The sequence below is a fragment of the Gluconacetobacter brunescens genome, from assembly GCF_048695475.1.
Lineage (GTDB): Bacteria > Pseudomonadota > Alphaproteobacteria > Acetobacterales > Acetobacteraceae > Gluconacetobacter.
Map to the genome: position 1 here is coordinate 564,385 of NZ_JBLHEN010000002.1, position 19,703 is coordinate 584,087.

Below are 19,703 nucleotides of genomic sequence, written 5' to 3' on the forward strand. Positions count from 1 at the left end.
GCTCAAATGGCTGATGATCCCGATGGCACTCGCCGTGCTGTTCGTCGCGATCCGCCTGTTCTCCGGTCACTCCGCCCCTTCGGCCGGGTCGCAGAGCAGCAGCCAGCTCACCCCGGAAGAGATGAAGGCGCTGGGCATTGAAGGCGATACGCCGCGTGACACGGTGGCGACGCTGGTCGCGCAGGTGAAGCAGCTGCGCAATGAATTGCAGACCGCGCTGAACGACAACACCAACGCCAAGGCGGAGAACGACCGCCTGCGGGCACGGGAAAGCACCATCGACCAGCGCATCCAGGGCGCGATCGACGGCGAGCGCAACCATCTGCGCGAGGCACGCGATCAGGTCAGCACCGACCACAAACAGACCCAGACCCTGCTGCAGGATCTGCAAAAGCGCCTCGACGGGCTGAGCGGCAAGCCAGGCCAGAGCGACCTTCCTGTCGGACTCGGGCTCCAGGACGGCGATGGCAAGAGCTTCGACAGCACCCGCTGGGTCGAACCGGACGATCCACGCCCCGACGACAGGAAGGGGAACGGCGCCAGTGCCGGGACGCACGCCTTCGCCACCAGTTTCGGTCCCGCGCAGACGACGCTGACGGGTCCCGCCGCGGATACCGCCGCCAATAGCGGCACGCCATCCCGGAACAGCGGGACGGCGGTCTATACGGTGCCGGCGAACGCGACCCTCATGGGATCCGTCGCCATGACCGCGCTGATCGGACGCGTGCCCATCGACGGCACCGTCAACGATCCCTATCCCTTCAAAGTACTGATCGGCCCGGACAATCTGACCGCCAACGGCATCGACTTGCCGGACGTGGCGGGCGCCGTCGTCAGCGGCACGGCGTCGGGTGACTGGACCCTGTCCTGCGTGCGCGGACAGATCCGCAGCGTCACCTTCGTCTTTCAGGATGGCACGATCCGCACCATGCCGGAGGACAGAGGGGACGCGAATGGCAATACCAATACGAGCAACACGGCTTCCACAGGACAGAACGGCAACACCAACGCGATACAGGGCGGGCTTGGTTGGATCAGCGATCCCTACGGCATTCCCTGCGTAGCCGGCGAGCGGCACAGCAACGCCGAGCAATATCTCGGCTCACAGCTGCTCATCACGGCAGCCGGTGCCGGGGCCGCATCGCTGATCCCCAAGGGCGACAACGACTATTCGTTCGTCAACGGCGCCAATGGCTCGACCATCGGCACGGTCGGCATCACCGGCAATCAGGCCATGGGCCGTATCCTCGCCGGTGGCGTGCAGGAAATGTCGCAATGGGTGAACAAGCTTTACGGCCAGGCCTTCGCCGCGATCTACGTACCGCCGGGCGCCAGGGTGGCGGTCCATATCGATCACCCGCTCAACATCGACTACGATCCGAAGGGACGCCGGGTCAACCATCGTATCGGAGAAGCCCATGCGTCCGACCTGGACTGACGCCAGCTTCCTGCTCGCCGTCTCGCTGCTCGTCGCCCTCGGCGGCTGCTCGACCAGCAAGGACGCGGTGCTGCCGCATGGCGATAGCACGATGCTCGACATCTGGAATCAGGAAACCGACGGTGGCGCGAGCAGCAGTCAGGCGTCCCGGCGATTGCTGGACGCACGCCAGAGCCTGCGTCGTCCCGTCACCGAGGGTGATGTCCGCCGCGAGCAGGAAGTCAACAGTACCTACACCCGCACGGCGGCCAATGAGATCTATCGGCAATTCCACCGGCTGCCCAATCCGGATCTGGTGATGTACGTCTTCCCGCATCTTGCCGGCACCGACCCCGCACCCGTCCCCGGCTACACGACCGCCTTTCCCCTGTATCAGCGGATCCAGTACGCCATGCCGGGCGAGCGGCTGGAGGCATATTGATGGCCTGGTCGTTCCCCTGGTCGCCTCGGGGCGGACCGACGGCAAGCGATGGGGCCAGCGCGCCGGATGTATGGGATCGCTATATCTCGGCCCTGACGGGATCTGGTATTCCATCGCCGGGCGAGGTCCTGTGTCGTGGCAAACGAAAACCGGCGACCCAGGCGGACGTGGAGGCGCTCTATGATGTCGCGCCGTCCTTCGTCGAACTGCTGCCCTGGGCCGAATATCTGCCCGGCTCGCAGAGCCTGCTGCTCGAAGACGGTCGCTCCGTCGCCGCCTTCTTCGAGTTGACGCCCGTGGGTACCGAGGGGCGCGAGATGGCGTGGCTGTGGCATGCCCGCGACGTGGTCGAGAACGCGCTTCAGGATTCGTTCGATGAATTCGACGAGAACCCCTGGGTGGTGCAGTTCTATGCCCAGGACGAACCGAGCTTCAACGACTACCTGCACGGCCTGCGCGACTACATCCGGCCGCGCGCGCAAGACAGCGCGTTCACGGAGTTCTACCTGCGCTTTTTCGCCCATCATCTGAACGCCGTCGCCAAGCCGGGCGGCCTGTTCGAGGACAGGACCGTGACGCGCCTGGCCTGGCGCGGGCAGGAGCGGCGCGTCCGTATGGTCGTCTACCGGCGCACGCCAGCCGGCGCGAGTGTCCGTCGCGGCCAGTCTCCCGAACAGACGCTGACCACGATCTGCGACCGGCTGACAGGCGGCCTGGCCAACGCGGGCGTACGGACCCGCCGCCTTGACGCCGCCGCCATCCACGCCTGGCTGCTCCGCTGGTTCAACCCGGCCCCGACGCATCTCGGCAGCACAGCCGAGGACCGCGAACGCTTCTACGCGCTGACCCGCTATCCTGACGGCGAGGAGGACGGCGCACTCGAACTGGCCAGCGGTGTCGATTTCGCGCAGCGCCTGTTCTTCGCGCCGCCGCGCTCGGACGTTACGCACGGCACCTGGATCTTCGATGGCATGCCTCATCGCGTCGTCGTCATGGACCGGCTGCGCACGCCGCCCTCAACCGGACATCTGACCGGCGAGACCCGCAAGGGCGACGCGCTCAATGCACTGCTCGACCAGATGCCCGAGGATACGGTGCTGTGCCTGACCATGGTCGCCACGCCGCAGGATGTGCTGGAGGCGCATCTGAATCACCTGAGCCGGAAATCGGTCGGCGAGACGCTGGCCTCGGAGCAAACGCGGCAGGATGTGCAGCAGGCCCGCCAGCTGATCGGCAGCGCGCATAAGCTCTATCGCGGCGCGGTCGCCTTCTATCTCCGTGGCCGCGATCAGGAGGAGCTGGACGCGCGCGGCCTGCACCTGACCAATGTGATGCTCAACGCCGGCGTGCAGCCCGTGCGCGAGGACGACGAGGTGGCCCCGCTCAACAGCTATCTCCGCTGGCTCCCCGCCACCTTCGATCCGGCGGCCGACAGGCGGCAATGGTACACGCAGCTGATGTTCGCCCAGCATGTCGCGAACCTCGCTCCGGTCTGGGGGCGCAGCCGTGGCACCGGCCATCCCGGCTTCACCCTGTTCAATCGCGGCGGCGGCACCATCACCTTCGATCCGCTGAATCGCCTGGACCGGCAGATGAATGCACATCTGTTCCTGTTCGGCCCGACCGGCTCCGGCAAAAGCGCCACGCTCAACAACCTGCTCAACCAGCTGGTGGCGATCTACCGCCCGCGGCTGTTCATCGTCGAGGCGGGCAATTCCTTCGGTCTGTTCGGGGATTTCGCCGGCCGCCTCGGTCTTTCCGTGCATCGTGTCAAGCTCTCCCCCGGCTCGGGTGTCAGCCTGGCGCCCTTCGCGGATGCGTGGCGCCTGGTCGCAACACCCGGTCAGGTGCAGACCCTCGACGCCGACGTTCTGGACGAACCGCAGGACACCAGCGCCGCCGATGGAGACGAGCAGCGTGATGTGCTCGGCGAGCTGGAAATCACCGCGCGGCTGATGATCACCGGCGGCGAGGACAAGGAGGAAGCGCGGATGACCCGCGCCGACCGTAGCCTGATCCGCCAGTGCATCCTTGATGCGGCCCGGCGCTGCGTGACCGACAATCGTCCCGTCCTGACCCGGGATGTGCGCGACGCGCTGCGCGAGCGTGGCGGCGACGCGACCCTGCCGGAGATCCGGCGCGGCCGCCTGCTGGAAATGGCCGATGCGATGACCCTGTTCTGCCAGGGTGTCGACGGCGAGATGTTCGACCGCCCCGGCACCCCCTGGCCGGAGGCGGATATCACCATCGTGGATCTGGCGACCTTCGCGCGAGAGGGCTACAGCGCGCAGCTCTCGATCGCCTACATCTCGCTCATCAACACCGTGAACAATATCGCCGAGCGCGACCAGTTTCTCGGCCGGCCGATCGTCAACGTCACCGATGAAGGCCATATCATCACCAAGAATCCGCTGCTCGCACCCTACGTCGTCAAGATCACCAAGATGTGGCGCAAGCTCGGGGCCTGGTACTGGCTGGCAACGCAGAATGTCGACGATCTCCCCAGAGCGGCCGAGCCGATGCTCAACATGATCGAATGGTGGATCTGCCTGAACATGCCGCCGGACGAGGTCGAGAAGATCGCGCGCTTCCGCGAACTCACCCCCGCGCAGAAGGCGCTGATGCTCTCGGCGCGCAAGGAGGCCGGGAAATTCAGCGAGGGCGTGATCCTGTCGAAATCCATGGAGCTGCTGTTCAGGGCCGTGCCGCCGAGCCTGTATCTCGCGATGGCGATGACCGAGCCTGAAGAGAAGGCCGAACGCTACCAACTGATGCAGCAAGACGGCGTCAGCGAGCTGGATGCGGCCTTCAAGGTGGCCGAGAAGATCGATCGCGCACGCGGCATCACGCCGCTGGCCATGGATCTGCCGGAGTAAGGGGGAACGATGCGCGCGCCCTGGTCCAATGCGATCGCACGCCGCCTTCCGTGGATCCTGGCGATTGCGTCCGTCCCTGGAGCCGGTGCCTGGTTCGCCCTCCATCCGCGGTCCCATGCGGCTCCGCAAGGCGCGCCATCCATGACGGAGAGTCCATCGAAAGCTGGGCCGCCATGGATTTACGGCCGCCGTGATGCACGCTTCACGGTGATCGAATACGCCGATCTGGAATGCCCGTATTGCCGGGCATATTTCCCGGTGCTCAGAGGATGGATCGACGTGCATCCTGACGTGGATTGGCAATGGCGGCACCTGCCGCTGCCCATGCACCAGCCGGCGGCACTCGATGAGGCGCGCCTCGCCGAATGCGCCGGGGAAGTCGGCGGGGTTGCCGCCTTCTGGAACGCGGTGGCCTGGATTTACGGGCACACGCGGGGCGATGGCCAGGGGCTTCCCTCGGACGCGCGGCTACCATTTTCCGGAGCCGCGATTCAACGCTGCCTCAGCAGCGCCCGCCCAGACGGGTTCATCCGCGAACAAGCTGCAGAGGCGGCACGAGCCGGGATCGCCGCGACGCCGACGCTGCGTCTTCTGGACAGGCGGACCGGAAGGATGCTCCTGTTGCCCGGCCCGGTTGACGGCGACGCCCTGCTCTCGGCCATCGATCTGCTCTCGGAACGCGACATACGTCATACCGCCGGGGGATTGTCTTCTCCGTCGCCGGCCACGCTTCCAAACGATACATCCAGATAGCTCACAATCTTCCCCATCGGGGTCGCGTTGCACCACCACGCACCCGACCCAAGACGCCCTTGCGGAAGAGCGCCAGATTTCTTACTCTTACCCGTAAGAGATGGAGATCCGATCATGCGCATTACCTCCAAGGGGCAGGTCACCATTCCGGCCGGAATTCGCGAGAAAGCCGGGCTACTGCCGCATACCGACGTCGATTTCGAGTTCGACGGCGAGGTCGTACGTCTGATACGCGCCACGCCTCGCCACGGCGACACACGCGGCGCGAGGCTTGTCGCGCATCTGCGTGGCCGCGGTGACGTGTCCATGAGCACCGACGCCATAATGGCTCTGACCCGGCACGACTGAATGACATCGGTCTTGGTCGATGCCAACGTCCTGCTCGACATCATGACGGAGGACGAACATTGGCTTGAATGGTCGGCCGACGCTGTTGCGCGTGCCGCCGATCGCTCGCGTCTCGTCATCAACCCGATTGTCTATGCCGAGGTCTCAATCCGCTATTCCCGTATTGAAGACCTCGAAGCCGCCCTCCCCCGGACACTGTTCGACCGGGAGGACGTTCCCTACGAAGCGGCTTTTCTCGCGGGCAAGTCCTTCCTCGCCTATAAGCGGCGTGGCGGCGCGAGGCATTCCCCCTTGCCGGATTTCTTCATTGGGGCCCACGCCGCCATCGCCGGATACGAATTGCTGACCCGCGATGTGGCGCGCTACCGTACATATTTCCCGACACTGAGACTGATCGCCCCGGCGTGAGCATTCTGGCATAGGACTGAGCGCCACCGCCGTCGAAATGTTCGCGCCGCCTGAACGACCGCAAGGCCCCACAGTCGGGTGCGGCAACAACCGTAGGACGCTGGGCTCCGTTCTCCAATGATCGGCCCACCGAGCTGGGATGCCAAGCGCCCGGCTCGTAGTGCTTGATCCAGGCACAACGGATCGCATACAAATTTCAACAGGCTCATCGTCTTTGACGATGCCCCGCCGGTCCTGTCGGCGAGATGCCCAGGTGGCCTATGATCTTCAAGGCCACGGCGCGACGCCATCGCGTTGATCGAGCCGCTCGCATCGCATCCCCCGGCGAGCAACCATCCTGCGTGATGGCGGATGCTATCTTCCTCATGTCGTCTGACCGTCCGTAAAGAGCCCCCCTCTCCCGGACAGTCTGCATCTTGAGACACCCCCCGCCATCACGGCGGCTTTCCCGAAAATCTTCCTCCTCAACCCGCGTGGGTCACCATGACCCGACGGGTCTGCTGTGGCTCCGCGCATGTTCCTTGCCCAGGAGTCCACCATGTCAGAGCCCAAGATCCATCTGTTCGATGGTATTCCCTTCGTCGCATCTCCGTACGAGAGAGGCCTTGTTCGTCACGACGTGTTCTCGTCCCAGTTCCGAATCATCTGCCAGGGTCTGCTCGAATTTCCGGAGGATGACCTGGCCTATGGAACGTGGTGGACAGCCGCCACCTTGCTGCTGGGTGAATGCGGTCTGATCGAAGAAGCCGTACAACTCGCCCAGGACCTGGTGTCGAACCACACATTCGACCTCGATCAAGCCAGCGGAGAGCTTGATTTTGTTCCCCAAGTGATTCGCATCCGCGACCGGCATGACCGGCTCGTTCTTGCCGGTGACGCCAGATGCCGCACTATATCCTGGTTTGCGCCGGTCGGCTCGGACGAGGAAGCGGCCACCATCGCCACGCAGGCCCGCACATTGCACGATGAAGGCAGTGTCGAGCAGGGGTGGGACAACTACGAGACCGCCAAGGGTCTCTGGCTGCAAGCCGATCTTCTCCGGGGGCGACTGGTCGACCCGCTTTGGCGCGAACACGCGCGCAGGGCGATCACAGTCCCTTCCACCTGAAATCGTTCGCGGGAGCTTCGGCTCCTGCTTCTTTCTTCATCCGGCAACAAAGCGGCATTCACGCAGTGCGGCTTCCTGGTCGCTACGACGCGCCCGAGACGATCAAGTGGCTAACCCGATCGACTCCCGGAACCCCTGACATGCGGAATTCTCCTCACCAGCGCCTTCGACGCCGTGCAACAGCGATTATGATGCTCGCCGTGCTCGCAAGCGTCGCGGTTTGGAGCCCCAGCGGCCGCGCCGAAGTGCTGGTCGTCACCGACAGCCACCATCCGGTCGAACCGACTGCCAACGCCACTGTGGTGGAACTGGACGCGCCGACATGGATCGAAGACGAACTCGCAGAACGCCTGCCCGGGGATCCCGAGCAAGCCGCCACGCTTGTCCGCCAGCGTCTGCACGACGGTGGCCCGGCATTGCAGCGGCGTTTCGAACAGGCCTACCAGGGCGTCGGCATGGCATTCGGACTGGGCGTCGCAAGGATTCCCGCAGTCGTCGTCGACCATCGCTACGTCGTTTACGGCGACCCCGATGTCGCACGTGCCGTGACACGCATCGAGCGCTTTCGGGGCAGCCGGCCATGAACCGCCGCCGGGTCGCACGGGCCACGCGCCTGCGGCTCGCCGCCGCGGTCATGCTCCTGGCCGGCTCCGCCTCGGCATCCACCCTGAGCACCGCCACCATCACCATGTCGGCTCTCTCGCCGGACTGCCTCGACTACCGTATCGTCGGGATTTGCTACTGGCTCCATTGCTCCTGGTATGGCTGCTCGGTACGCACGTCGGTGAAGATCCGGCACTACGTTCCGGATGCGGTGGTTTCAAGCTACGCGAACACTGGTGCGAATCCGTGGATCGATGTCCGGCCCCTAAGCCTGCCCAACCCCATGGCGCAGGCCGGCGGCGACGGCACGACCAGCCACAGCAACGAGAACGACATCGCGCGGTTCAAGAACGCCGATGTGATCGGCGACCCCGCCGGTGTGCTGTTCAGCCGCTTCGCCGGCGGTTTCGGATTTGCCTGTTCGGGCTCCGCCACGCCGCTGATGCCGTATCTGCTCAGCACGCTCGACACCGTAGCGTGGCGCTACAACATTCCCGAATCGGTCTATCCGGAGGCGCTGATTCCGGGGATACGGGAGATCGGCAGCCGCGCCGCGCTCGACCTTTGGGGCAACGTCTATCCGCGGGGCGGCTTCCTGCACGAGACCGACGATTACATGACAGGCGCCGTTGTGGCCCAGCGGGCCGGGGACATCGTGACACGCCGCGGGCAGTTGCATGTCTACCAGCCTCTCCTCGCGACGGCCCACGACGGCTACTGGCCGGCCGGCGCCCTCAAGGAAGGCGATGCCTCCACGGGCAAGTGGCAGGAGCTGACGCCAACCCTCTCGTCCCATTGTGCCGTCTTTCCCAACAGCGAGACGCACGTACAGGCCACAGACGGCGCCTATGCCTGGGCCCTCTGGCGCCCCTATACCTGCTGCAAACGCATGGGCGAGATCTTCCTCGGCAGCACCGATTTCAACTGAGCGAGGCGCCGATGCGGTATCCGTCTTTCTACGTCCTTGGCGGTGCCATGTTCATGGGACTGGTCCTCGCAAGCGCCTGTCTGCTCCTCAGCGGCAATGCGGCTCAGGCACAGCAAGTTCACCTGGACAGCAATGGCGCCGGCATCCAGGGCAGCGTAATCGGCGATGACGTGCTCTACAGCATCGGCGGCGGGCGCGCTGTCTCGATGGGCAGCGCCAGCAACATGCAGAGCATTGGCGTCGGCCTTGGATGGAACAGCAACCTGATATGCGGAAACATGAATCTGGCGACGACGCTGCAAAACCAGCTGAACGGCGTCACCAACGGCTTCCAGACCATCATGTCCTCGGTGATCCAGAGCGCCACCAGTGCCGTCGCGTCACTACCCGCCCTGATCCTGCAACGGGCGGATCCCGGGCTCTACAATCTGCTGACCAACGGCATCCTGCAGGCGCGCCTCGATTTCGATCGATCCAAACTGACCTGCCGTAACATCGCCAATCGCCTGGCGGACGTCGCCGGCGGGCAGGTCAGCTGGGATCAGCTTGCCGAAGGCATGACCCTGAAAAACGTCCTCGGCACCGGGAATGGAGACGCTGTCTCGGCGGTCGGTCAGGCCGAATCCAGCCACGGCAATAATGGTGTGCCGTGGGTCGGCGGCAGCAACGCCGGCGGCAGCGGCCAGTCCGCGATCAAGGTCGTGAGTGATGTGACCCGCGCCGGCTACAACCTCCTCAACGGCCGCGGCGTCACCGATACCTCGTCGATCGACAGTTCAACCTGCGGCAACCGCCTGACCTGCCAGACATGGGCGTCGCCGCAGGCGGCCTCGGACTGGGCGACGCGGGTGCTGGGCGAGCGCGAACAACAGACCTGCGAGAGCTGCACCAAGACGCAGACCACACCGGGCGTGGGCCTGACTCCGGTCATCCAGGAAGAATACGAAACCAAACTCAAGGCCTTGCAGGATTTGGTGACCGGCGCCAAGCCGACGACCACCGCCAATCTCGAAGCGGCGGGCAGCGACGCGCTGCCGGTTACCCGCGGCGTGGTCGAAGCCCTGCGCGACGAGCAGGACCAGGACCTGCTGGGACAGCGCCTGGCCTCGGAAGTGGCGTTGTCCAGCGTGCTGGAGAAGGCGCTCCTGTTGCAACGCACGATGCTGACCGGCGCGAAGGAGCCCAACGTCGCCGCGAACGATCTGGCCGCGAAGGCGGTCGACCAGGAAAATACCACGCTGGAGCAGGAGATCAGCAACCTCAAGACCGAACTGGAACTGCGACGGGAACTGGCGGGCGATTCAGCGATGACCCTCATCGGACGGCACAACGCACGGGCCGACGGTTCACGCGGCATCTTCCAGGGAGATGCCGTACCGGATCGCCTTGATCAGATCCAGAAAGCGCGGAGCGGCACGCCATGACGCCGCTCCCCTGGCGGCGAATCGCCTGGCTCATCAACCGCCGTATCGGCCTATCGCTCGCATGGTGCGGACTGATCGCCGGCGCCGCGGTAGCCGCCAACGTCGCCGGCGTCCGGGTTGTCGGAGACGTCGCCGGGTGGGAGCGCTGGATGCGGGTACATGCGGGTGTCTTTCTGGCGTGGCGGCTCTGCCTTTACGCCATCACCGCGCGCGGGTGGTGGTGGATGCGCCAGCGTGTGCTGATGCGCGAGCCGTCCGCAGAAACGCGCCAACGCTTCGTGCGCATCGAAATCGCAGCCGTCGCGGCCATCGGCCTCATGGAAGGCAGCGCCTGGCTGCAAGACGGCCAAGGCGGCCACCAGCCATGACCCTCTACACGACCGATTACCTGGACTATTACCTGACTCTGGTCGGCTGGCTCGTCAGCAATGGCATCTGGAATACGCTCGTCACTAGCGGCGTGTTCGCCCTGCCCTTTCTGAGCATCATTATCCAGGAATGGCTGCGCGCGCGAGCCGAGGGCGCGGATGAGGGCAACAAGGGCGTGCTGTCCTCCATGCGTATCGAGAACCGGGTGTTCGTCGCGATCGTGGTCATCATGTTCGCCGGCATCCCGTTCATCCCGGTGAGCCTGTCAACGATCCAGTTCGACACGACCCGTTCGCAGCAATGCCAGGTCAGCACCCCACAGCCGGCCAGCACCGGTTGGACGACGTCCTTTACCGCGCTCAACAACCAGAGCGCCCTGGTTCCGGTCTGGTGGTTCTTCATGCACGCGATTTCCAAGGCGATCACCGGGGCGGCCGTCGCGGCGATCCCCTGCGGAACGGACCTCCAGCAGATCCGGATGGATGTGAACGCCACCCGCATCAATGATCCGGTGCTGGCGCAGGAGGTCGCGGACTTCACGCATGACTGCTACGGTCCGGCGCGAGCCAGGCTGTTCATGAACCGTCCCACGCTGTCCGACAGCCAGATGAATGATGTTACCTGGATCGGCTCCAGCTACTTCACCAGCACCAGCGGCTTCTACGACAGCTATCATTCCGAGACACCCCGGACCGCCTGGCCCTATGATTCGACCCGCGATGCGGGGCTGGCTCAGGTGAGCAGCGACGGCGGCTATCCCACCTGCAAGCAGTGGTGGTCGGATGGCAGCCAGGGACTGCGCGGCCGGATTCTGGCCCAGGTCGATCCTGGTCTGTTGTCGCGCATCGGCAAATGGGCCGGCTTCCTGTCGCAGGACGACGTCAACAACTCGGTCATCCGGACGGTCGTCTCGCCCCGGCAGCAGATCATGAACCAGGGGCAGGTCTATTCCGACTATGGCGGACAGATCGGCATGACCTTGCCGAATGTCGTCTCACGGGGCGTTGGCGATGTCGGGCTGACCGTGGGGGCGACGGGCTTTTTCCCGGCCATGGATGCCGTGCGCCAAGCCCTTCCAATGGTGCTTTCCATGCTCAAGATGGCGCTGGTGATTTGCATCCCGCTGGTGCTGGTGGTCGGAACCTATGAACTGAAGGCGGTCATGGCCGTCAGCTGCGTGGAGTTCGCGCTCTTCTTCGTCGAGTTCTGGTTCCAGCTCGCACGCTGGATCGACAGCACGATTCTCGACGCACTCTACGGGTCAGGGATCTCCGCAACGAGTCCTCATGTCAATTTCGATCCGCTGATCGGCCTCAGCAACGCATTCGGGGACATGCTGCTGAACTTCGTCATGGCGACGATGTTCATCGTGCTGCCGACGTTCTGGGTTTCAGCGCTAGGCTGGGTTGGCGTCCGCGCAGGAACAGCGCTCCAAGGGTTGGCAGCAGGTACGAAAGACGTTCAGACCGCCGGAGCCAAAGGGACAGATTCCATCATGAAGGCGGTAAAGCAGATATAATCTAATCCTGCTCTTCATCTGGATCATGCGGATCCACTCGATATCCATCGTATGTGTATAGTCCATGCCCCAGCGGACCGTATCGCCACTCGGTTCCCGTGGGCTCGTCCTGACAGGTGTCGCTAGTCGAGATCATCCCTGCCGCGACCAGCCCGAAAACGAGTAGCAGTGTCAGCCAGAATGCCACATGACACAGCATCGCAAGAACGCCCAGCCTGACGATCCACGACGACGCGATAACAACACCCGAAGGCAGCCCATGAGCCTTCAGCCACGCCATAGTCTGCCGCTCGCGACGCGCATAGGCGCGCCACACTTTGCCCAGCCATCGGCCCATCCGCTCCGCGTTGTTGCTCTGGGTTTTCGGTGTCATGGTGAGTATTGTGCCATAGATGCATTCGTCGGTTCCACATTTCTTGTGGCCGCCAACCGTCTTGGTGCAGTCCGTTTTCTAAACACGGAACTGTCCTCTCCCTTATTGGCTACCGGAATTTTTCTGCCGCTCGCCCTAAGCTCAAAAGGTTAGGGCAAAAGGGCCAGGAAGGGGCAAGGGAATGGAGGTCAAGGGGAAAGGCCCTACCTGAAAAGGCCAAAAGGCTCGCCTCCTCGCCGATCTTCGGGATACACCATGCTCCTGCCATTCCGACGCAAAGGCGTCTTCACCAACCTTACATCGTCCGCTCGGCCAGAAACGGACAAAGGGCTGCTGATGCCCCTGCCGGCCTCTAGGCTGCTGGCCACACCGCGCAGGCAAATCCTGATCGAGCATATTTGGCAGCGCACCTCGCTCTCGCGGCAGCAGTTCGGAAAACTCTACCGCGGTCCCATCGAGCGCTATGCGGAACTGGTCCAGCAAATCCCGGCCTCTGAAAGTCATCATCATGCCTATGCTGGCGGCATGCTGGATCACGGCCTCGAAATCGTCGCATATGCGCTGAAGCTGCGCCAGTCACACCTTCTGCCCGCCGGCGCCACGCCCGAAACCCAGGCCGAACAATCCGAAGCATGGACCGCTGGCATCGCTTATGCGGCTCTTCTGCACGATCTCGGTAAGATCGCCGTCGATCTGGATGTGGAAGACGATACAGGTCGTGTCTGGCACCCGTGGAATGGCCCGCTACAATCTCCCTACCGTTTCCGCTACCGAAAGGACCGTGACTACCATCTGCACGGTGCCGCCACCGGCTTGCTTTACACGCGCGTGATCGATCCCATCCATCTGGATTGGCTCAGTGGATACGCTGAACTTTGGGCTGCCTTGCTGTTCGTGCTGGCGGGGCAGTACGAACGGGCCGGCATGATCGGCGAACTGGTCACGAAGGCAGACCAGGCTTCGGTCGCCCAGGCGCTCGGCGGCGACCCGGCCAAGGCGACCACGGCCCCCCAACACGCGCTGCAACGTAAGTTGCTCGACGGCCTGCGGTACCTCGTGCGGGAGGAACTCAAGCTGAACCAGCCAGAGGCGTCCGATGGCTGGCTGACGCAGGATGCCTTGTGGCTGGTCAGTAAAACCGTGTCCGACAAGCTGCGGGCCTATCTGCTGGGACAGGGCATCGATGGTATTCCCGCCAACAATACGGCCGTCTTCAATGTCCTTCAGGACCATGGCGTCGCGCAGCCCTCAGCGGACGGCAAAGCCATCTGGAAGGCCACCGTAGCGAGCGACACTGGCTGGTCGCACAGCTTCACTTTCCTGAAGCTCTCCCCAGCCATGGTCTGGTCGTCAGCCGAGCGACCGGAACCGTTCGCCGGAACAGTGACAGCCGACGAACCGTCTGCGGAGCACACGTCATCCGCAGCCGCACCTCCGGTATCTGATATCGCGTCCTCTTCGAATGTCGAGTTCGCCCAGGACGCCGTATCCGATCTGCTATCAATGCTTGGCGGAGCCGCCGAACTCGAGCCGCAGCCCCAACCGGCTGAAGAACCATCCGTGCTACCTGGCGAGCCGCCGTTTGTCTCCACTCCGGTCTCCCCGGCTCAGACACCAGCCCCCTCTCCGGACGGCTCCTCCCCGTCAGGAGAGCATTTTGTTTGCTGGCTCAGAAACAGCATTCTGTCGCACCGCCTTATCATCAATGACGCGAAGGCCGTCGTTCATACCGTGGCAGGTACCATCTATCTGGTCAGTCCTGGCGTGTTTCAGCGGTACGCCCAGGAACACCCTGACCTATCGGCGCTTGCCAAACTGAGTCAGCTTCCCGACTGGCAATGCGTACAAAAGGCCTTCGAAAAGCTTCATCTCCATCGTAAGCAAACAAATGGATTGAATATTTGGACCTGCGAGGTTCAAGGGCCTAGAAAAACCAAGCGTCTACATGGATATCTTTTGGTCGACGCGACTCTCATCATTGCGCAACCATTTACGGACAACCCTTACGTAAAGCTCACGGAAGAGAGCGTTGTGGGAAAGAGACCTTGATTCCATCTCGACCCGGCCACGGCGCAGCAATTCATCCCAAGCCGCAGAGGCTTCGACGGCATCACCATTTGGCCTACTCTGCACCACTCAAATTCACTACAAGAATACGCTGCTGGCTCGGTATATCCGCCGGTAAACTACGCCATGTCCCGGGACGGAGTTCGGTTATGACCACGGGCGATCCCATAACGCCTGCCGGCCATCGGAATCACCGATCTGCTGGCCGACGTGGATCGCTGGACGGGATTTGCCGGCTGCTTCACGCATTTGACTACCGGCCGGGCCCACGACGATCCCCGCGCGATCCTTACCGCCGTTCTTGCCGATGCGACCAATCTCGGCCACGCCCGCATGGCCGAGGCCTGTGGGTTGGTAACTCGGCGTCAGCTCGGCTGGCTCTCGGCCTGGCACCTTGCGCGAGGATAGTTACGGCGCGGCGCTGGCGAGGCTGGTCGAGGCGCAGCATCGGCTGCCGCTTGCCGCCTTGTTCGGCGACGGCACCGCGTCCCGCTCGGACGGGCAGCACTTCCCGCTCGATCGGCCTGCGCAGGCGACCGGCGCCGTCAATCCGCACAAGGGCAGCGAACCCGCCATCTCCTTCTACACCCATGTCTCCGATCGCTACGCGCCGTTCCATTCTACAGTCATCTCCGCCGGTGCCAGCGAGGCCGCGCATGTACTCGACGGCCTGCTCCATCATGGCGCCGACCTTGCGATCGAGCGTCACCATACCGATGGCGGGGGCGTTTCGGATCATGTGTTCGCCCTATGCCATCTCCTCGGTTTCCGTTTCGCCCCGCGCATCCCCAACATCGGTAACAGACGCCTGCATCTGTTCGGTGGGGTGGTGCACCGTTTTCTGAGACATCGCGGAGCGCTACGAACCTTGTGTGTCAATCGGCATTGAACTTTGACCCCCCACAAGAACGGACGATCGAGACCGGGCTTCTCCCTTGCGCCTACGGCTCCAGGGAGAAGCCCGGTCTCGATTCCAAGGGGTCATTTTTGGATGCCGATTGGGGGTCAAAGTTCAATGCCGATTGACAGGCGATGATCCATGTCGCTCTCGGTAGCCTCATGCTCCGCAGAATTGCCCATCCATGACCATTCTCAAACGGACTCTAATAGCTGGGCACAAGGAGGACGCGCAAAGGCACATGCATGCCTCCCCTTTCACCAAGTTTTGCCAGCGACGTTCAGAACTCCGAAACAATGGAAAAAAAGGTCCCCCGTCGTTGGCCATATTGAGCCTGATAGATGCCGACACCGCTACCATTCCTAAGCTGATAACGTTTATCGAACAGGTTTACGACATCGGCCCGCACCTTGATATCGTGTCCCAAAGGGACCTTTGTGAACGTGTGCTGGTAGCCAATGTTGAACACGTCGTATTCCGGCTCTTTCTCAAGGTTCGCAAAGCCGCTGCGCAGGCCGTAACCGTAGACGAAATCGACGTAGGCCATATCGTGCTTCGTGGTCCATGAGGCACCGGCTGTCGCGGTAAATTCTCCCTGATGGTCAAGCTGGATGGCGTGGGACTTGATATAGGCCAGTTCGTCTGTCGGAAACTGGTATTGCGCCGAATTGATGTCGCGCGCGGCCGTTTTCACATAGGAGAAATTCCCGAATAATGACCACGGCCCGTGCCGCCAGGAACTCCCGAACTCGGCACCGTAGACGCGCCCACGCTTGTAGCTGAACGGTGCCAGGATCACCGCACGGCCAAACTGCCCGAGATCGGTGAGATCATGGGCCCATTTGGCGTAGGCATCGAGTGTGATCTGGAATTCGGGCGTGATGCGCTGGAGAATGCCGCCATCCACGTAGTTGGATTTCTCCACCTTCGTCGCCTCATCGATCAGGTTGGCCGCAGCGTTGGTCGTGCCCACGAACCTGGCCAGCGTGGACGGGTAGACGTACTGGGGCGACGGGGGAGCGAAATAACGTGAATAGCCGATATGAAGGGTGGTGGCGCGTGTCGGCTTCCAGACCATGTTCGCGCGAGGACTGAGTTGTCCCTCGTTGTCAAAGGATGAGGCGAACCGGTCGTAGCGGATGCCGTAATTGAACGTCAGATTACGGGTGATCTTGTATTCGTCCTGGATGTAGGCTCCCGCCTCGACCGACCAGTTGCCCGTATTGTCGATCAGACGCACCGGCACATTCGAACTTTGGTTTCCTGCCTCATCCACGGGAAAAGCCAGCGTGTTGGTATCCAGCCGCTCGGATGTGTATTGCCCCAGAAGACCGGCCCGCAAGGTGTGGTGGGGAGCCACCTCGTACGACAGATCGAACTGCATGCCGCCAGTTGTAAAGTCGTTGACTTCATGTTCGGAGACGCCCTGATAAATCAGGTCCCGATCGCGATCTGGGCTGTAATCAATACGGCCATAGCGGAAATACGGAGAAGCCTGAAAATTCAGCTTGTCCGTCGTCCGCTGATAGGAGAGTACCGCATAGTAATTCTGTTCCGTCTGACTGTCATCAAGATTGGACCAGTGCATTGACGGATCGTGCGGGTTCACGCCATCTACATCGTAGATGGTCGTATAGTCCGGGCTGTTCACGTCGAACGTCTTGAACGAGTTGGGAATTTCGAAATCCGCATAAGAGGCGCTGGTTAGCAGCGTCACCCGGCTGACATCGTCGATATGGTAGGAGAGGTAGGAGAAGGCTTTCTCCTGCTCGGTCACATCGTGAACGGCCCGGAATGTGTCGCTCGGGTTCTCAATGCCGATATTGTTGCGGGTGAACGACAGGGTGGTGAAATAGTCCAGCTTTCCATGCTGGCCGCCAAGCTGCACGGACGGCACGAACGTGTTGTAGCTGCCGCCATAAAGCGAGACCTGGTTGTGCTTCAGGCTGTCGCCGGTCTTGGTGGTCACATCCACCACCCCGGCCGTCCGGAAGCCGAACTGCGCCGGCAGGGTGCCGGTCAGCAGATCCACCGACTGGATGATGCGCGTATCCAGTTCCTGCCCGAAGCCGTTCAGTCCTTCGGGCAGCAGCACGCCGTTGACGCGGTAGGTCAGGCCCCCATGCTCGCCACGCACATGAACTTCCCCGTAGCTGTCGAGCACGACGCCGGGCACACGCAGAAGGATCTGGCTGAAGGCCGCGTTCTGTCCCCCGGGCGTACTGGTGATCTGGCGCTGGTCGATGTTGTAATCGACGGCCCCCAGCCCCGGAAAAATGCGCGCGCGCTCCCGATTGAGATGGCCGACGACATTGATGTGCTCGGGGCCGGTTGCGTCGGCCGGGGCCGACTTTCCGGAAGGGGTGGCTGTCCGCGCGGCTTTCCCGCTCTGATGGTGCGCAGACCCGGCATTCTGCGCCGCCGATACCGACTTCGCTGCCACCGCACCGGGTCCGTGCGTTATGGTCTCATCGGCCTTTGCCGCGTCCATGCTGAACCAGCTCAGCCCCACAGCCACACAGGAACACAGCATGGCGCGCGAACCCAAACGGGACTGGTCGTACTGATGGCCGGAACTCTTCCCGGAACGTCTGAGCTTATTAGTATAGCAGTTGCTATATCGTGAGGTGTGCATGAGGATGCGTTTCTTCTGCGAAGGATGCCCGGAGGGCGGTTGAACTCAGAAAATCGTGTCGAAGAGCAGCTTGAAGTTGAGAACCAGAATGACAGCCGCCACGGTCCATGAGAGGGCGGCGAGTTTCCGGGAAATGACGAATTCACCCATTTTCCCGCGGTCGGAGACGAACAGGACCAGGGGAATGACGGCGAAGGGCAGTTGCATCGACAGGATCACCTGGCTGAACAGCAGCAATTGCCCGACGCCACTGCTGCCATAGATCGCGGTCACCACGACAACCGGAATGATCGCCAGACCACGGGTCAGCAGGCGTCGCGCCCAGTGCGGGATGCGAAGCCGCAGGAATCCCTCCATGATGATCTGGCCGGCCAGCGTTCCGGTGATCGTCGAGTTGGTGCCAGCGGCGAGCAGGGCCACGGCGAACAGGGTGGAGGCGATGCCCAGTCCCAGGATCGGGGATAGCAAGCGGTAGGCGTCCTCGATCTCCGCGACATCCTGATGACCGGTGGTGTGAAAGGCGGCCGCCGCGACGATCAGGATGGCGGCGTTGATGAACAGGGCCAGCATCAGTGCGATGGTGCTGTCCCATGTCGCCCAGCGGATCGCCTCGCGCCGCCCGGTGGACGTTCGTGCGAAGGCGCGGGTCTGTACGATCGACGAATGCAGGTAGAGGTTGTGAGGCATGACCGTCGCCCCGATGATGCCGATGGCAATGTACAGCATCCTGCTGTTGGTCACGATCTCGGGCGAAGGGAGAAAACCCTTCAAGATGCCCGCCAGCGGCGGGGCAGCCGCCACAACCTGAACCGCGAAGCAGACGGCGATGATGCTCAAAAGCCCGATGATGAAGGCTTCCAGATAGCGGAAGCCCCGGTTCATCAGGAACAGGACGATGAAGGCATCCAGTACCGAGATCACGGCACCCGCCAGCAGGGGAATGCCAAAGAGCAGTTGAAGCGCCACGGCTGTACCGATGACCTCGGCCAGGTCACAGGCGATGATGGCCAGCTCACAGGCCAGCCACAGCATGATGTTGACGGCCGGCGGAAAATGGTCGCGGCAGGCCTGCGCAAGATCGCGCCCGGTGGCGATGCCCAGTCGGGCCGATAGCGCCTGGAGCAGGATCGCCATCAGGTTCGACAGCATGATGACGGCAAGCAACGTGTAGCCGAACTGCGCGCCACCCTGGAGATCCGTCGCCCAGTTGCCGGGGTCCATGTAGCCGACCGAAACCATGTAGCCTGGTCCCACGAAGGCCAGAAAGCGCCGGAACCAGGATGCGTCGCCAGACGGCAGACGCACCGTAGCAAAGGCTTCCGGCAGGCTGTTGCTGTCGGATTCCGTCAGTCTGGTAAAGCGCCAGACAGTTTTGTCGGGTGCTGGCACGGTGGCACTGACGAGAGGATCGTGTGGCATGATGATGCACTAAATCGCATCAGCGCATGATATGCAATATGCTATAATATAGAGCGCACAGAAAAATCCAATGCAAAGGGATTTTCGTACAGCCTGTGCCATGATATACTCTGGAT

The 19,703-nt window shown here is 62.7% G+C and carries 16 protein-coding genes and 1 pseudogene; 14 read left to right on the plus strand and 3 right to left on the minus strand.

The genetic code is table 11. The features are described 5' to 3' along the window. Positions 1-22 precede the first annotated feature (22 nt). The 12 genes from ACMAUO_RS14840 to ACMAUO_RS14895 all read left to right on the plus strand — a co-directional run bounded on the left by ACMAUO_RS14840 (position 23) and on the right by ACMAUO_RS14895 (position 12,195). Positions 23-1,438 carry a TIGR03752 family integrating conjugative element protein gene (locus tag ACMAUO_RS14840; RefSeq protein ID WP_473965181.1) on the plus strand — a complete coding sequence of 472 codons (1,416 nt, stop codon included), beginning with the start codon at positions 23-25 and terminating at the stop codon, positions 1,436-1,438. Then, positions 1,419-1,859, plus strand: coding sequence for a TIGR03751 family conjugal transfer lipoprotein (locus ACMAUO_RS14845; RefSeq protein WP_420357743.1), 441 nt, complete (start codon positions 1,419-1,421; stop codon positions 1,857-1,859). The genes ACMAUO_RS14840 and ACMAUO_RS14845 overlap by 20 nt, the downstream gene beginning before the upstream one ends. Further along, on the plus strand, positions 1,859-4,735 hold the full coding sequence (locus ACMAUO_RS14850; protein ID WP_420357744.1) for a conjugative transfer ATPase: 2,877 nt from the start codon (positions 1,859-1,861) through the stop codon (positions 4,733-4,735). The genes ACMAUO_RS14845 and ACMAUO_RS14850 overlap by 1 nt, the downstream gene beginning before the upstream one ends. A 141-nt stretch (positions 4,736-4,876) precedes the next feature. Next, complete coding sequence (locus ACMAUO_RS14855; protein WP_473965182.1) at positions 4,877-5,488, plus strand: DsbA family protein; 612 nt, start codon at positions 4,877-4,879, stop codon at positions 5,486-5,488. A gap of 114 nt (positions 5,489-5,602) precedes the next feature. After that, entirely contained in the window at positions 5,603-5,836 is a 234-nt protein-coding gene (locus ACMAUO_RS14860) for an AbrB/MazE/SpoVT family DNA-binding domain-containing protein (protein WP_166498105.1), read from the plus strand. Continuing rightward, complete coding sequence (locus ACMAUO_RS14865; protein WP_166498104.1) at positions 5,837-6,244, plus strand: type II toxin-antitoxin system VapC family toxin; 408 nt, start codon at positions 5,837-5,839, stop codon at positions 6,242-6,244. It begins immediately after the preceding gene. Positions 6,245-6,782: 538 nt separating this feature from the next. Further along, on the plus strand, positions 6,783-7,352 hold the full coding sequence (locus ACMAUO_RS14870; protein ID WP_420357746.1) for a hypothetical protein: 570 nt from the start codon (positions 6,783-6,785) through the stop codon (positions 7,350-7,352). 188 nt (positions 7,353-7,540) lie between these two features. Continuing rightward, positions 7,541-7,936 carry a TIGR03757 family integrating conjugative element protein gene (locus tag ACMAUO_RS14875; protein WP_420357747.1) on the plus strand — a complete coding sequence of 132 codons (396 nt, stop codon included), beginning with the start codon at positions 7,541-7,543 and terminating at the stop codon, positions 7,934-7,936. After that, positions 7,933-8,883, plus strand: a complete 951-nt coding sequence (locus tag ACMAUO_RS14880) for a TIGR03756 family integrating conjugative element protein (protein ID WP_420357748.1) — start codon at positions 7,933-7,935, stop codon at positions 8,881-8,883. The genes ACMAUO_RS14875 and ACMAUO_RS14880 overlap by 4 nt, the downstream gene beginning before the upstream one ends. 47 nt (positions 8,884-8,930) lie before the next feature. Continuing rightward, a complete protein-coding gene (locus tag ACMAUO_RS14885) occupies positions 8,931-10,307 on the plus strand; it encodes an integrating conjugative element protein (RefSeq protein ID WP_473965183.1) in 1,377 nt (458 codons plus the stop codon). Next, positions 10,304-10,675, plus strand: a complete 372-nt coding sequence (locus ACMAUO_RS14890) for a hypothetical protein (RefSeq protein ID WP_166498099.1) — start codon at positions 10,304-10,306, stop codon at positions 10,673-10,675. Before ACMAUO_RS14885 ends, ACMAUO_RS14890 begins: the two co-directional genes overlap by 4 nt. Further along, positions 10,672-12,195 (plus strand): conjugal transfer protein TraG N-terminal domain-containing protein, encoded by a 1,524-nt coding sequence (locus ACMAUO_RS14895; protein WP_420357749.1) that lies wholly within the window; start codon positions 10,672-10,674, stop codon positions 12,193-12,195. The genes ACMAUO_RS14890 and ACMAUO_RS14895 overlap by 4 nt, the downstream gene beginning before the upstream one ends. A gap of 1 nt (position 12,196) precedes the next feature. Here ACMAUO_RS14895 and ACMAUO_RS14900 read toward each other — a convergent pair whose 3' ends face one another. Then, positions 12,197-12,568 carry a DUF3742 family protein gene (locus ACMAUO_RS14900; RefSeq protein ID WP_166498097.1) on the minus strand — a complete coding sequence of 124 codons (372 nt, stop codon included), beginning with the start codon at positions 12,566-12,568 and terminating at the stop codon, positions 12,197-12,199. Between the two features lie 255 nt (positions 12,569-12,823). Between ACMAUO_RS14900 and mobH the strand changes: the two genes are divergently transcribed. Then, the gene (mobH, locus tag ACMAUO_RS14905) at positions 12,824-14,617 is read left to right on the plus strand and encodes a MobH family relaxase (RefSeq protein ID WP_166498096.1); all 1,794 of its coding nucleotides are present in this window, start codon (positions 12,824-12,826) and stop codon (positions 14,615-14,617) included. A 192-nt stretch (positions 14,618-14,809) separates the two neighbouring features. Next, positions 14,810-15,464, plus strand: a pseudogene (locus ACMAUO_RS14910) (Tn3 family transposase); the annotation flags it as partial. 349 nt (positions 15,465-15,813) lie between these two features. On the opposite strand, the gene ACMAUO_RS14915 reads toward ACMAUO_RS14910, so the two are convergent. Both ACMAUO_RS14915 and ACMAUO_RS14920 read right to left on the minus strand, forming a co-directional pair. Continuing rightward, positions 15,814-18,024, minus strand: a complete 2,211-nt coding sequence (locus ACMAUO_RS14915) for a TonB-dependent receptor (RefSeq protein ID WP_420357750.1) — start codon at positions 18,022-18,024, stop codon at positions 15,814-15,816. A 189-nt stretch (positions 18,025-18,213) separates the two neighbouring features. Further along, on the minus strand, positions 18,214-19,587 hold the full coding sequence (locus ACMAUO_RS14920; protein WP_420357751.1) for an Nramp family divalent metal transporter: 1,374 nt from the start codon (positions 19,585-19,587) through the stop codon (positions 18,214-18,216). Positions 19,588-19,703 lie beyond the last annotated feature (116 nt).

Bases quoted from the DNA above. Each gene is read 5' to 3' on its own strand.
- ACMAUO_RS14840 (WP_473965181.1), top strand. From the start codon at position 23: ATGGCACTCGCCGTGCTGTTCGTCGCGATCCGCCTGTTCTCCGGTCAC.
- ACMAUO_RS14845 (WP_420357743.1), top strand. From the start codon at position 1,419: ATGCGTCCGACCTGGACTGACGCCAGCTTCCTGCTCGCCGTCTCGCTG.
- ACMAUO_RS14850 (WP_420357744.1), top strand. From the start codon at position 1,859: ATGGCCTGGTCGTTCCCCTGGTCGCCTCGGGGCGGACCGACGGCAAGC.
- ACMAUO_RS14855 (WP_473965182.1), top strand. From the start codon at position 4,877: ATGACGGAGAGTCCATCGAAAGCTGGGCCGCCATGGATTTACGGCCGC.
- ACMAUO_RS14860 (WP_166498105.1), top strand. From the start codon at position 5,603: ATGCGCATTACCTCCAAGGGGCAGGTCACCATTCCGGCCGGAATTCGC.
- ACMAUO_RS14865 (WP_166498104.1), top strand. From the start codon at position 5,837: ATGACATCGGTCTTGGTCGATGCCAACGTCCTGCTCGACATCATGACG.
- ACMAUO_RS14870 (WP_420357746.1), top strand. From the start codon at position 6,783: ATGTCAGAGCCCAAGATCCATCTGTTCGATGGTATTCCCTTCGTCGCA.
- ACMAUO_RS14875 (WP_420357747.1), top strand. From the start codon at position 7,541: ATGATGCTCGCCGTGCTCGCAAGCGTCGCGGTTTGGAGCCCCAGCGGC.
- ACMAUO_RS14880 (WP_420357748.1), top strand. From the start codon at position 7,933: ATGAACCGCCGCCGGGTCGCACGGGCCACGCGCCTGCGGCTCGCCGCC.
- ACMAUO_RS14885 (WP_473965183.1), top strand. From the start codon at position 8,931: ATGTTCATGGGACTGGTCCTCGCAAGCGCCTGTCTGCTCCTCAGCGGC.
- ACMAUO_RS14890 (WP_166498099.1), top strand. From the start codon at position 10,304: ATGACGCCGCTCCCCTGGCGGCGAATCGCCTGGCTCATCAACCGCCGT.
- ACMAUO_RS14895 (WP_420357749.1), top strand. From the start codon at position 10,672: ATGACCCTCTACACGACCGATTACCTGGACTATTACCTGACTCTGGTC.
- ACMAUO_RS14900 (WP_166498097.1), bottom strand. From the start codon at position 12,568: ATGACACCGAAAACCCAGAGCAACAACGCGGAGCGGATGGGCCGATGG.
- mobH (WP_166498096.1), top strand. From the start codon at position 12,824: ATGCTCCTGCCATTCCGACGCAAAGGCGTCTTCACCAACCTTACATCG.
- ACMAUO_RS14915 (WP_420357750.1), bottom strand. From the start codon at position 18,024: ATGGACGCGGCAAAGGCCGATGAGACCATAACGCACGGACCCGGTGCG.
- ACMAUO_RS14920 (WP_420357751.1), bottom strand. From the start codon at position 19,587: ATGCCACACGATCCTCTCGTCAGTGCCACCGTGCCAGCACCCGACAAA.